General features: G+C 68.7%; 6 protein-coding genes and 1 pseudogene. 5 read left to right on the forward strand and 2 right to left on the reverse strand.

Annotated elements, in window-relative coordinates; genetic code table 11:
• The first annotated feature begins 7 nt into the window (after positions 1-7).
• Both AC1DTW_RS08820 and AC1DTW_RS08825 read left to right on the forward strand, forming a co-directional pair.
• Positions 8-3,253 (forward strand): efflux RND transporter permease subunit, encoded by a 3,246-nt coding sequence (locus AC1DTW_RS08820; protein WP_477980665.1) that lies wholly within the window; start codon positions 8-10, stop codon positions 3,251-3,253.
• Positions 3,254-3,285: 32 nt separating this feature from the next.
• Complete coding sequence (locus AC1DTW_RS08825; RefSeq protein ID WP_477980667.1) at positions 3,286-4,761, forward strand: efflux transporter outer membrane subunit; 1,476 nt, start codon at positions 3,286-3,288, stop codon at positions 4,759-4,761.
• A 13-nt stretch (positions 4,762-4,774) separates the two neighbouring features.
• Here the strand turns inward: AC1DTW_RS08825 and AC1DTW_RS08830 are convergent, their stop codons facing one another.
• Positions 4,775-6,964: a prolyl oligopeptidase family serine peptidase gene (locus tag AC1DTW_RS08830; protein WP_477980668.1), complete on the reverse strand. Its 2,190-nt coding sequence runs from the start codon at positions 6,962-6,964 to the stop codon at positions 4,775-4,777.
• A gap of 94 nt (positions 6,965-7,058) precedes the next feature.
• Between AC1DTW_RS08830 and AC1DTW_RS08835 the strand changes: the two genes are divergently transcribed.
• Both AC1DTW_RS08835 and AC1DTW_RS08840 read left to right on the forward strand, forming a co-directional pair.
• The gene (locus AC1DTW_RS08835; protein ID WP_477980669.1) at positions 7,059-7,901 is read left to right on the forward strand and encodes an AraC family transcriptional regulator; all 843 of its coding nucleotides are present in this window, start codon (positions 7,059-7,061) and stop codon (positions 7,899-7,901) included.
• A 16-nt stretch (positions 7,902-7,917) separates the two neighbouring features.
• Positions 7,918-8,913: a DMT family transporter gene (locus tag AC1DTW_RS08840; RefSeq protein ID WP_477980670.1), complete on the forward strand. Its 996-nt coding sequence runs from the start codon at positions 7,918-7,920 to the stop codon at positions 8,911-8,913.
• 108 nt (positions 8,914-9,021) lie between these two features.
• Here the strand turns inward: AC1DTW_RS08840 and AC1DTW_RS08845 are convergent, their stop codons facing one another.
• Positions 9,022-12,675 (reverse strand): amino acid permease, encoded by a 3,654-nt coding sequence (locus tag AC1DTW_RS08845; RefSeq protein WP_477980671.1) that lies wholly within the window; start codon positions 12,673-12,675, stop codon positions 9,022-9,024.
• A 431-nt stretch (positions 12,676-13,106) separates the two neighbouring features.
• Between AC1DTW_RS08845 and AC1DTW_RS08850 the strand changes: the two are divergent.
• Positions 13,107-13,271: pseudogene (locus tag AC1DTW_RS08850) on the forward strand (ABC transporter substrate binding protein); the annotation flags it as partial.
• Positions 13,272-13,291 lie beyond the last annotated feature (20 nt).

Genomic DNA, 13,291 nt, shown 5'->3' on the forward strand with positions numbered 1-13,291 from the left:
GCTCTTCATGAATCTCTCGAAATTCTTCATCGACCGGCCGATCTTCGCCGGCGTGCTCTCGCTGCTGATCTTCCTCGGCGGCCTGATCGCGGTGCGCGGGCTGCCGATCTCCGAGTACCCGGAGGTCGTGCCGCCCTCGGTCGTGGTGCGCGCGAACTACCCCGGCGCGAACCCGAAGGTGATCGCCGAGACCGTCGCGACGCCGATCGAGGAGCAGATCAACGGCGTCGAAGGCATGCTCTACATGGCGAGCCAGGCGACGACCGACGGCCTGATGACGCTGACCGTCACGTTCCGGCTCGGCACCGACCCTGACAAGGCGCAGCAGCTGGTGCAGAACCGCGTCGCGCAGGCCGAACCGCGGCTGCCCGAAGAGGTGCGCCGGCTCGGCATCACGACGATCAAGAGCTCGCCCGACCTGACGATGGTCGTGCACCTGCTGTCGCCGAACGGCCGCTACGACATGACCTACCTGCGCAACTACGCAGTGCTCAATGTCAAGGATCGGCTGAAGCGGGTCGACGGCGTCGGCGACGTGCAGCTGTTCGGCTCGGGCGACTACTCGATGCGCGTCTGGCTCGATCCGCAGAAGGTCGCGAACCGCGGCCTCTCGGCGAGCGACGTGGTGAGCGCGATCCGCGGCCAGAACGTGCAGGCCGCGGCCGGCATCGTCGGTTCGTCGCCGGGCCTCTCGGGCATCGACGTGCAGCTCTCGGTCAACACGCAGGGCCGCCTGCAGAGCGAGGACGAGTTTGGCGACATCATCGTGAAGACCGGCGCCGACGGTGCGGTGACGCGCCTGCGCGATGTTGCGCGCATCGAGCTCGGCGCGGCCGACTATTCGCTGCGCTCGCTGCTCGACGGCAAGGACGCCGTCGCGGTGCCGATTTTCGCCGCGCCGGGCTCGAACGCGATCGCGATCTCGAACGGCGTGCGCGCGACGATGGAAGATATCAAGAAGGCGATGCCCGAAGGCGTGAGCTACGAGATCGTCTACGACCCGACGCAGTTCGTGCGCGCGTCGATCGAATCGGTCGTGCACACCTTGCTCGAAGCGATCGCGCTCGTCGTGCTGGTCGTGATCCTGTTCCTGCAGACCTGGCGCGCGTCGATCATTCCGCTGCTCGCGGTGCCGGTCGCGGTCATCGGCACGTTCGCGGTGATGAAGGTGTTCGGCTTCTCGATCAACGCGCTGAGCCTGTTCGGGCTGGTGCTGGCGATCGGCATCGTCGTCGACGACGCGATCGTCGTGGTCGAGAACGTCGAGCGCAACATCGAGGGCGGCCTGAGTCCGCGCGACGCGACCTACCGTGCGATGCGCGAGGTCTCGGGGCCGATCATCGCGATCGCGCTGGTGCTGATCGCGGTGTTCGTGCCGCTCGCGTTCATCAGCGGCCTGACCGGCCAGTTCTATCGCCAGTTCGCGCTGACGATCGCGATCTCGACGGTGATCTCGGCGGTCAACTCGCTGACGCTGTCGCCGGCGCTCGCCGCGCTGCTGCTGAAGAGCCACGACGCACCGAAGGACGCGCTGACCCGCGGCATGGACCGCGTGCTGGGCCGCTTCTTCCGCGGCTTCAACACGCTGTTCCTGCGCGGTGCGAACGCCTACAGCGGCGGCGTGAAGGGCGCGATCTCGCGCAAGGCGGTGATGTTCGGCGTCTACGTGCTGCTCGCGGCCGCCACGCTCGGCGTGTTCAGGCTGGTGCCGCACGGCTTCGTGCCGGCCCAGGACAAGCAGTACCTGATCGGCTTCGCGCAGCTGCCGGACGGCGCGACGCTCGATCGCACCGAAGACGTGATCCGCCGCATGGATGCGATCGCGATGAAGACCCCCGGCGTCGAACACGCGGTGTCGTTCCCGGGCCTGTCGATCAACGGTTTCACGAACAGTTCGAACTCGGGCATCGTGTTCACGCCGCTGAAGGCGTTCGACGAACGCCGCGGCCCCGAGCTCTCGGCCGGCGCGATCGCGCAGAACCTGAACAAGCAATTCGGCCAGATCCAGGATGCGTTCATCGTGATGTTCCCGCCGCCGCCGGTGCAGGGCCTGGGCACGACCGGCGGCTTCAAGCTGCAGCTCGAAGACCGCGCCTCGCTCGGCTTCGAGGCGCTCGACGCGGCGCAGAAGGCCTTCATGGCGAAGGCGTACCGGACGCCCGAGCTCGCCGGGATGTTCTCGAGCTGGCAGGTCAACGTGCCGCAGCTCTATGCCGACATCGACCGCACGAAGGCGCGCCAGCTCGGCGTGCCGATCACCGACGTGTTCGACACGATGCAGATCTACCTCGGCAGCCTGTACGCGAACGACTTCAACAAGTTCGGTCGCACGTACTCGGTGCGCGTGCAGGCCGACGCGGCCTACCGGGCGCGTGCCGAAGACATCGGCACGCTCAAGGTGCGCTCGACCAGCGGCGAGATGGTGCCGCTCGCGGCGCTGATGAACATCAAGCCGACCTTCGGTCCGGAACGCGCGATGCGCTACAACGGCTTCCTGACCGCCGACATCAACGGCGGCCCGGCGCCCGGCTATTCGTCGGGACAGGCGCAGGACGCCGTTCGGCGCATCGCCGCCGAGACATTGCCGCCCGGCATCAGCTACGAGTGGACCGACCTGACCTACCAGGAGATCCTGGCCGGCAACTCGGCCGCGCTGATCTTCCCGATCGCGATCCTGCTGGTCTTCCTGGTGCTCGCCGCGCAGTACGAAAGCCTGACCCTGCCGCTGGCGATCCTGCTGATCGTGCCGATGGGGCTGCTGGCCGCGATGACCGGCGTGTGGCTGACCGACGGCGACAACAACGTGTTCACGCAGATCGGGCTGATGGTGCTCGTCGGGCTCAGTGCGAAGAACGCGATCCTGATCGTCGAGTTCGCACGCGAGCTCGAGTTCGCCGGCCGGACGCCGATCCAGGCCGCGATCGAGGCGAGCCGGCTGCGCCTGCGGCCGATCCTGATGACCTCGATGGCCTTCGTGATGGGCGTGCTGCCGCTCGTGCTCGCCACCGGCGCGGGCGCCGAGATGCGCCGGGCGATGGGCATCGCGGTGTTCACCGGGATGATCGGCGTGACCGCGTTCGGCATCTTCCTGACGCCGGTGTTCTACGTGCTGCTGCGAAGGCTGACCGGCAATCGCCCGCTGAAGCTGCATGGCGGCGTGCCGCACCTGGACCCGGCCGAGGCGATCGGCGGCGGCGGCGCCAGCCATGCACTGACGCCGCAGCCGGCTGCGCCGCTGCGCCTGCCCGAGTGATGCAGGCAATGACACGAATCGAGAGACATGACATGAACCACAAGCTCTTCACGACACCGCGCTGGGCGCTCGCGCCGCTCTTCGCCGCGCTGCTGCTCGCCGGATGCGCGACGACGCCGGCCTTCGAGCCGATCGCCGCGCCCGCGGCGCCGGCCGCGTTCAAGGAAGTCGACGGCCGCTGGGCCGCGCTCCAGCCGGCCGAAGCGCAGCCGCGCGGCGAATGGTGGAAGGCCTTCGGCGATCCGCTGCTCGACGAGCTGGTCGCGCGCGCCGAGCGCCACAACACCAGCATCCAGCTCGCGGCCGCACGCCTGGCGCAGGCCCGGGCGCTGGTGCGAGCTACCGACGCCGATCGATTGCCGCAGCTCGGCCTCGCGGCCGGCGCGAACCGCCAGACCGCGAGCCCGGCCTTCGGCACGACGGCGCCAAGCAATGTCTTCAGCGCCGGTGTCGGCGCCTCGTACGAGCCCGACCTGTTCGGCCGCCTCGCGAAGGCCAGCAACGCCGCGGCACTCGACGCGCAATCGCGCGAGGCGCTGGTGCAGAGCGCGCGGCTGCTGGTGCAATCGGACGTCACGCAGACCTACTTCGGCCTGCGCGCGCTCGACGCCGAGCGTGCGCTGGTGCGCCAGACCGTCGGTGCCTACCGCGACACGCTGCGCCTGACCGAGCGGCGCTACCAGGCCGGCGACGTGGCCGAGCTCGACCTCGCGCGCGTGCGCACCGAGGTCGCCTCGACCGAATCGCAGGCGCTCGCGCTCGACCAGCGCCGCGCCGCGCTCGAGCACGCGCTCGCGGTGCTGCTCGGCGAACTGCCGAGCGCGCTGACGTTTGCCGAGAGAGCCGCCGAGGCCGACTGGGGCGGTGCGCTGCCGCAGGTGCCGCCCGGCGTGCCGAGCACCGTGCTCGCGCGCCGCCCCGATGTGGCCGCGGCGCAGCGCGCGATGCAGGCCGCACAGCTGCGCGTCGGCGTGGCGCAGGCCGCGTGGTTCCCCGACGTGTCGCTGACCGCCTCGGGCGGCTTCGCGTCGACCGATCTCGGCGACCTGTTCAAGTGGTCGGCGCGCTCGTGGGGCATCGGCGCACTGCTGTCGCTGCCGCTGTTCGATGGCGGCCGGCGCGAGGCCGGGGTGCAGAGCGCGAACGCGCAATGGGACGCCGCCGCCGCCGGCTACCGCGAGCAGGTGCTGGTCGCGTTCCGCGATGTCGAAGACCAGCTCTCGACGCTGCGCCTGCTCGCAGATCAGGCCGGCGCGCAGGCGCAGGCGGTCGATTCGGCGAGCCGTGCGACGCTGCTCTCGACCTCGCGCTACCGCAACGGCTACGTCAGCCAGCTCGAACTGCTCGACGCGCGCCGCAGCGAGCTCGCGAACCGGCGGCTCGCGCTGCAGGTGCGCTCGGCGCAATACCAGGCGACCGTCGGGCTGATCCGTGCGCTCGGCGGCGGCTGGGGCGACGCGCCGGCCGCCGCGCAGGGCCGTGCGCAAGCCCCGGGCCCGACGAGCTGACGCGACGCGCGGCCTACGGTCGCGGCTCGATCAACCCGGCCTGCCAGAGCAGGAACGCGAAGGTGTCGGCGCGTTCCTCGTAGCCCTGCTTCTTCGTCGAGCCCATGCCGTGGCCGGCGTCGTAGTCGACCCGCAGCAGCACCGGCTTGCCGCTCGCGGTGGCGGCCTGCAAGCGGGCGGCCATCTTCGCGGCCTGCCACGAATCGACGCGTGGGTCGTTGACGCCGGTGGTGACGAGCACGGCCGGGTACCTGGTGCCGTCCTTGACCGCGTGGTACGAGCTCATCGCATACAGCCCCTTGAAGCCGTCTTCGGTCTTGACGCTGCCGAACTCGGGGATGTTCGGCGGCCCGTTGGCCGAGAACTCGAAGCGCAGGGCATCCGACACCGGCACCTGATCGATCGCCGCGCCGAACAGCTCGGGCCGCTCGGTGATCGAGCGGCCGACGAAGATGCCGCCGGCGCTGCCGCCCATGATCGAGAGCCGCGCGCTCGTCGTGTAGCCGTTCGCGATCAGCCATTCGCCGCTCGCGATCGCATCCTTCCAGGTGTTCGGCTTGGTCAGCTGGTAGCCGGCCTTGTGCCAGTCTTCGCCGTACTCGCCGCCGCCGCGCACGTGTGCGACCGCGAGCACGCCGCCGCGCTGGAACCACGGCAGGTAGGTCGGTCGGTAGAACGGCGTCTGCGAGATGCCGTAGGCGCCGTAGCCGTACAGGATCGTCGGGTTGCTGCCGTCGAGCTTCAGCCCCTTGCGGTGGACGATCGACAGCGGCACCAGCGTGCCGTCGTGCGACCTGACCTTGACCTCGGTCGAGACCAGGTCGGCCGGGTTGTCGTAGGGGCCTTGCGGCTGCAGGCCGGTATCGCGGACCTTGGCGCTGCGCGGGTCGTAGGCATAGACGCCGCCGAAGCGGGTCCAGCCGCTGGTGTCGAAGACGACGCCGGGCACGCGCACGTCGGTCGCCAGCACGCTGATGTCGGCCTCGTACGGCAGCGGCACGGTCACCGCCTTCGCACCCGCCGCGTAGGGCAGGCGCAGCAACTCGCTCGACGCGCCGCTCATGCGCCGCAGGTAGAGCGCATCGCGCGCGGCCGCGAGGCCGGTGATCACCGCTTCGCTCGCGGGGACCACGACGTCGGCCTGGCCCATGTCGGCGGCGTTCATCGCGAGCCGGAGCACCTGGTATCGCGACGCGCCCCGATGCGAGAGCAGGTACAGCGTGTCGCCGAAGGCCGCGAAGTCGGTGACCTGATCGGCGGGGTCGACGACCTTCTTCCAGGTCGGCTTGCCGCCGGTCAACGAATCGATCGGCGCGAGGTAGAGCGTCAGCTCGCGCTGCACGCCGTTGACGATCAGCCCGACCGCCTGACGCGAACCGGGCACGATGCCGATGAAAGGTATCGCGCCCGGCGCGATCTCGACATTCGCCGCGAGGCCGGCGCCGAGCAGCGCGGTGTCCTGGTCCGGATCGTCGCCGAGCCTGTGCAGGTAGACGCGGCTGTTGAGGTACTTGTCGCTCACCGGCGCGTCCGCGGCCGTGGCCTGGAGCCGGTTGTAGACCAGGCGGTTGTCGGCGGTCCAGCCGGGCGGGCCGAAGTTGGTGCGCGTGATCAGCTCGCGGGTCGCGCGACCGGTCGCGCCCTCCTTGACATGCAGCACCGATTCTTCCGAGCCGCCGGTCGAGAGGCCATAGGCCAGGTACTTGTTGTCGGGCGACGGCGCGAACCAGTCGATCGCGGCGTGCGCTTCCTTCGAGCCCCCTTCGGTATCGGGATCGACCAGCAGCCGGTCCGTGCCCGCCGCGCCCTCGCGCACGTAGAGCTTCGCGATGGTGTCGTCCGGCCGGCGCTTGTAGAAGTAGATCGCGTCGCCGTTCACCTGCATGCCGTAGACACGCGCGACGCCGGCATCGCCGTAGCCCGTGATCTCCTTCAGCAGGGTCTCGCGCAGCGGCAGCCGGTCGAGCGTCGCGCGCGTGCGGTCGGCCTGCGCCTTCACCAGCGCCGCGACCGCCGGGTCCTTCACGTTCTCGAAGTAGCGGTACGGGTCATGCACGGTGGTGCCGAAGTGGCGATCGGTCACGTCCTTGACCGGCGCGGGCGGCGGCGCGCTCGGCGCCGGCTCGGCGTGGCAGAGGCCGCTGGCCAGGGCCAGCAGGGCGGCCGGCGCGAACCTGCCGGGGGCGAAGGAAGCAAAGCGCATCTGGAGCCTCTCGTGGAACGCGCGCGAATGTCCACGCACAAGGTGCGCAATTTATCGCACGCCGCGACGCGGCGCCGGGTGCGATCATCCGACCGTGCAAGCCGTGCCCGATCAGTTCGACCACCCGCTCGACGCCGCGGAGTTCAAGCGTCCGGCGCATCGGGCCGGCGTGGAGCTGTACCGCGCGCACATCGTGCGCCACGCGTTCGAGCCGCACACGCACGACGCATACGGGCTGGGCGCGATCGAGTCCGGTGTCGAGCGCTTTCGCTACCGCGGCAGCGAACACCTCGCGCCGGCCGACACGCTGGTGCTGATGAATCCCGACGAACTGCACACCGGCCGCGCCGAGACCGAGCACGGCTGGCGCTATCGGATGCTGTACCTCGACGCGGAGGTGCTGGACGCACTGACCGGCGAGCCCGGCTGGTGGTTCGCCGATGCGGTCGGCCGCGACCCGCCGCGCGCACGGCGCGTCAGCGGCCTGCTGAAGGCACTCTGGTCGACGCATGAACCGCTCGCGTTCGACAGTGCGCTGTCGCTGCTGGTCGACGCGCTGCGGCCGAGCGCGCGCGTGTTGCAGCCGCAGCGGCCCGAGGGGCGGCAACGGTTCGCGCGCGTCGTCGACTTCATGCAGACGAACCTGGCCGAGCGTGTCACGCTCGACACGCTCGCCGCGGTCGCGGGCCTGAGCCCGTTCCATTTCCTGCGCGAGTTCCGGCGCGCGCACGATGCCACGCCGCAGCAGATGCTGATGGCGTTGCGCCTGTTCGATGCGAAGCAGCGGCTCGCGCGCGGCGAAGCGCCGGCGCAGGTCGCGGCCGCGGTCGGGCTGACCGATCAGGCGCACCTGACACGCGCCTTCGCGCGCCGCTACGGCGTCACGCCGGGCCGCTACCAGCAGCAACTGGGTACAAGACCGCGACAACGCGCGTAGGCGACACTCGCGGCCCATGTTCGCTGCGCCACTCGTCTCCGGAATCCTCTTCGCCCTCGCCGCCGGCCTGATGTGGGGCCTCGTGTTCGTCGGCCCGCTGCTGCTGCCGGAGTACCCGGCGACGCTGCAATCTTTCGGCCGCTACCTCGCGTTCGGGCTGATCGCGTTGCCCCTCGGCTGGCTCGATCGCGGCCGATTGAAGCAGCTGGCGCGCGCCGACTGGCTCGAGGCGCTGAAGCTCGCGCTGGTCGGCAACATCGTCTACTACCTGTTCCTCGCGAGCAGCATCCAGCGCGCCGGCGGGCCGCTGCCGACGATGATCATCGGCACCTTGCCGGTCGTGATCGCGATCACCTCGAAGCTGCGCCGCGCCGGCGCCGGCGCGCGCGCCGAGGCGCCGCTGGCGTGGTCGAAGCTGCTGCCGTCGCTGGCACTGATCGGGCTGGGCATCGCGCTCGTGAATCGCGTCGAGCTCGCGCAATTGCGGCGCGACCCGAACGCCGACCTGGCGCGCTACGCGCTCGGCGCCTTGCTCGCGGCCGGCGCGGTCGCGTGCTGGACCTGGTACCCGATCCGCAATGCCGAGTGGCTGCGCGCGCACCCGGATCGCAGCCCGCGCGGCTGGGCCACCGCGCAAGGGCTGATGACCTTGCCCTTGGCGCTGATCGGCTATGCGCTCACCTGGCTCTGGCACAGCGCGAGCGGCAGCGCGTTCGAGATGCCGTTCGGGCCGCGCGCCGCAGAGTTCCTGACGCTGATGTTCGCGATCGGGCTGTTCGCATCGTGGCTCGGCACCTTGTGCTGGAACGAAGCGAGCCAGCGCCTGCCGCCGACGCTCGCGGGCCAGCTGATCGTGTTCGAGACGCTCGCGGCACTGGGCTACGCGTTCGTGCTGCGCAAGAGCCTGCCGCAGGCCGAGACGCTGCTCGGCGTTGCGCTGCTGATCGCCGGCGTCGTGTGGGCGGTGCGCACACAGCCGGCACAGGCGAGCGCCGACGCGCATCCCAATTGAGCTGAGTCGCCTGAGCGGCGCCGCCGCGGTGCGCGCCCCGCTTGACCGACTGCTTGCGAGCCAAATGCTCGGTGACTAGGCGGCGCAAGCGCCGATACACCTCGAGACTCAAGCCAGGGCATTGCCCAACACTTCAGTGGCGACCGGACCGAGGCGTGCCGAACTTGGGCGGTGAGTCGCGCAAGCTGCGAGGCGATCGTCGCTGAGGAGGGCCGTGATCTGTTCGACCGGCATTGGACGGCCAATGTAGTAGCCCTGCATCACGTCGCAGTCGAGCGCGCCGAGGAATTCCAGCTGCGCCCTGGTTTCCACGCCTTCCGCGACGGTGCTCATGTTCAGCGAACGGGCCATGGCGATGATTGCCCGCGTGATCGACGCCGCGCCATCGTCGCTGGTCACTTCGAAAGTGAATGACTGATCGATCTTCAGAACGTCGATCGGGAAGCGCTTGAGGTAGCTCAGGCTGGAATACCCCGTCCCGAAGTCATCCAGGGCGAGGCGCACACCAAGATCCTTGATGTTGCGCATCGTCTGAATGGCGGCGTCGGTATCGTGCATCAGGGCGCTCTCCGTCAACTCGAGTTCCAGGCAATGAGCCGGCAATCCGGTGGCGCGGAGCACATCGCACACCAGCGCCGGGATGTCCTGTTGCTGGAACTGCTTCGCCGACATGTTCACCGCCACAGACAACGCAGCGTGGCCTGCAGCGTGCCACGCCTTGGCCTGAGCGCACGCCGTTCTCAGCACCCACTCTCCGATCGGGACAATCAGCCCGGTCTCTTCGGCCAGCGGAATGAATTGCAGTGGCGGCACCATCCCGAGTTCTGGATGGTGCCAGCGCAACAGCGCCTCCACCCCGGTGCAAGCGCCATCGCGGTCCACCTGAGGTTGATAGTAGAGCTCCAGTTGATGGCGTTCGATTGCAACCCGCAGCGCAGCCTCGAGTTCCGTGCGCCTCTGAGCCTGGGCGCCCATTTCCTTCGAGTAGCACTGGAACCCGTTCCGACCGTTCGCCTTGGCGCGGTACATGGCCACATCCGCGTGCTGGAGTAGGGTGTCGCAAGTGTCTCCGTCGTGCGGAAAGACGCTGATGCCAATGCTGGCGCTCAAGTGCACCTCACGTCCGTCTTGCGGCATCGGCACCGAGATCGCCTCGAGCACCTTCGATGCGACACGAACCGCCCCTTCTGCATCTGCAAGGTCGGGCAGCAGGATCACGAATTCGTCGCCGCCCAGTCGCGCGACTGCGTCGCTTTGGCGCACGACAACCTCGAGCCGAGCCGCCACGGAGCGCAACAGGGCATCGCCGAACGCGTGCCCGAAGCTGTCGTTGATGAACTTGAATCCGTCGAGGTCCAGGAAGAGCACCGCCACATGCTGATCGTTGCGCCGGGCCAGCGCGATCGCCTGCTCGACACGGTCGGCAAGAAGGTTCCGATTCGGCAAGCCGGTCAATGCGTCGTGGGTTGCCTGGTACGCCATCCGTTCGGCGTGCGACTTTCGTTCGGAAATGTCGCTGGCCACGCCGTCGATGCGGATCGGCACTCCATCCGGTCCGCTGATGACTCTGGCCTTGTCTTCCAGCCAGCGTTCGCTTCCGTCCGGCCGCACGATTCGGTATTCGAGCGTCATGGCCTTGTTGACGATCAACTCGTCGAGGCTGTCCCTGAGGCGGCGGCGGTCGTCCGGGTGGACGATGCTGAGCCAGAGGGCGCGGTCCGCGAAGAAGTCGCAGACCGGTCGGCCGTACACGCGCTCGGCGGCCGGGTTGAGATAGAGCAACTCGTTTTCCGTCAGCGAAATCGACCACACCACGTTGTCGATCGAATCGAGCACGCCCGAGAGTTTCTCTTCGGCGCGATGGAGCTGAAGCACGCGTTGTTCCAGGCGCGCGTTGGAGTCGGTCAGGTCATCGCGCGCCTGGCGCAGGCCCTCGCGGGCGCCCGCCAACCCGGCCGCGGCCGAGCCAATTTCGGCTTGCAGAATGTTGAAACTCATTGCCATGTCGCCGACTTCGTCGCGCGTGTTGACGTGCACCGGCGTGATGTCGACCCTGGCGTCAGCGCCGTCCAAGTCCCCGCGACCGAGCGCATTCATCGCGCGGGAAAACTCCGCCAGGGTCCCCGTGGCGAGGCGCTTCGCCACGCTGGAGACCTCCATGACCGAGTGGGCGATGATGCCCGGCAGCACCAGCGCCACCGTGATCGACAGCATCGCGACCGCGACGAAGATGTCGGCCAGGGCCGTCATCAGCGCGCTCTGTTGCGGGGGCAAGTTGCCAACGGCGAGCAGATAGCCGGTGCCATCCAGCACCAGCACCAGCAGCATGGCGCCGGTCAACTTGACTTGCAGGCTGCCCACCAGGCCAGGCAAGCCGGCGCGCTTGCGGTCGTCGTACTTGCGCCAGGCGTACAGCGCCGATCCGGAGTACGCGAACGCCAGGCCAATCAGCACGGTGGACAGGCCGAACTGCTCGAAGCCTAGCAGGGCCGAAAGGCCCCAGATGATGGCCGCGGCGAGGCCGAGGTTGAGGGTGCCGCGCGGCGCCCGGAAGGGGCGATGCAGCTGCGGTGCGTCGCGCCGCAACAGCCATACCGCCACGCTGGGCAAGGCGATGCTGATGAGGTAGGTGAAGTTGGCGGCGGCGATCAACCAGATCGGGTCACCGATCAGCAGAAACAGAATGGCCATCGCTGCGGTCAACAGCGTGGCAACCCACGGTGCGTCGGTTCGCGAGCGACGCGCCAGGATGCGTGGCAACAAGCCGTCCTCCGACAGCTGCGACAGGGCGCGCGCGGCGCCCGCGAGCGGCTGCAGGGTGCCAGAGAACATGCCGAAGACCATGAACCAGATGGCGACCGCCTTGCCCGCGTTGCCGAACAGCGGGGCGAAGGTCGGGCCGAGCACCAGGGCCAGATCCTTGCCCAAGGGCTCCGCCCCCAAGGTGCCTAACCAAACCCCGGGAAGGACGGCGAAGAACAGGCCGGCCAGCAGGCCGCTGGCCAGCATGGCGCGCGGCACGGCCTTGTTCGGATCGATGGTCTCGCCCACATGACAGGCGGCGGCCTCGAAAGCCGGCGCGGCGAACCCGATCAGGTAGAGCCCCGCCATCAGACTGGTCAACTGGCCGAACCAGCCGCTGAACGGCGTGGTCAGCTCGAACGTGGTGGCCAGGCGCCAGTCGACCTCACCCGCCACGATCGGGGCCAGGCCCGACACGAAGGCCAGTACAGCGGAGACGCTCGCGATCGGAACCGCAACGCGCGTCACCCACCGGATGCCGAGCAAGTTCAGTAGCGTGAAGCACGTGACGATGGCGATCGCCAGGACCGTGATCGGCACATCGGGCGCGTACCACTGATGGATGGCTGAAGCCGAAAGGATCGCCGTCAGCCCGCAGGTCGGCACCCAACCCCACCAGTAGCAGACGCCGGTCAGGTTGGCCAACACGGGGCTGTAAGGTCGGAACGCCTCGATGCAGGCCGCCGAAATGCCGCCTACGCGATGCGGATACATCAGCACCAGTTCGATCCACCCTGGAGCCGCGGCCCAGGAGAGCAATAAGCCGATCATGAGCAGCGGCACGGCGGCGCTGCCCTGGCCCAGGATCTCGCCCTGGCCGGCGAACAGCGCGGCCAGGATGAACAAGCTCTGGTTGCTGCCGCCCATGGCCAGCGCGGTGGTGCCGATCCAGCCCAGCGCACGCGGGTGAGGGGCCGACTGGCCGGAGGGCCAGACCTCATGGTCGTTTGGTGAAGTCATGTGTCGGACGCCGTTGGAGGAAGGTGTAGGCGGCCCACGCCGTACTGCGCGCAGATCAGGTGAAGATTGCTTGTGTCTTCGGCACCGGTAAAAATATCATTACCACCATTTAAATCATTTTTTCACAGCCATCGCTGACTCAATCAGTGGAACTGCCTGCCGTTCCAGTGACACTTAGGGCGACCGCGCGCGGGATCGCGTTGCAAGTCGAGGGCTCTCGATGCGTTCGTTCTGACGGTCTTTCCCGCACTCATGCGCGGCGGGTCGCGTTGAGGATGCAGCGGCATTCAAGTCGCGCGTTACCGAGTGGTTTGCGCGCGAATCGTGGCGCTGGGTGGCAGCGATCCGGTCGGCGAAGGCTGGGCTTTCGGTCAGCTGCCGACTGCCATCGATCAGCGACTTCCGGCTGCTTGCCGAGGCCGGCTTTCCTGATGAGCTACGGCGCGGACCTCGACGCCCCGGGTCGGCGTGCAGCGACGTACGTCGACAAGATTCTCAAGGGCGCGCGCCCCGGTGACGTGCCCATCGAGCGGCCGAGCGAGTTCGAACTTTTCATCAACGTCAAGACCGCTCGCTCACTCGGGATCACGCTGCCGCAAGCCGTGTTGCCGGTCGG

It is taken from the genome of Rhizobacter sp. P5_A1 (assembly GCF_056400745.1).

Bases quoted from the DNA above. Each gene is read 5' to 3' on its own strand.
- AC1DTW_RS08840 (WP_477980670.1), top strand. From the start codon at position 7,918: ATGTTCGCTGCGCCACTCGTCTCCGGAATCCTCTTCGCCCTCGCCGCC.
- AC1DTW_RS08845 (WP_477980671.1), bottom strand. From the start codon at position 12,675: ATGACTTCACCAAACGACCATGAGGTCTGGCCCTCCGGCCAGTCGGCC.
- AC1DTW_RS08820 (WP_477980665.1), top strand. From the start codon at position 8: ATGAATCTCTCGAAATTCTTCATCGACCGGCCGATCTTCGCCGGCGTG.
- AC1DTW_RS08825 (WP_477980667.1), top strand. From the start codon at position 3,286: ATGAACCACAAGCTCTTCACGACACCGCGCTGGGCGCTCGCGCCGCTC.
- AC1DTW_RS08830 (WP_477980668.1), bottom strand. From the start codon at position 6,964: ATGCGCTTTGCTTCCTTCGCCCCCGGCAGGTTCGCGCCGGCCGCCCTG.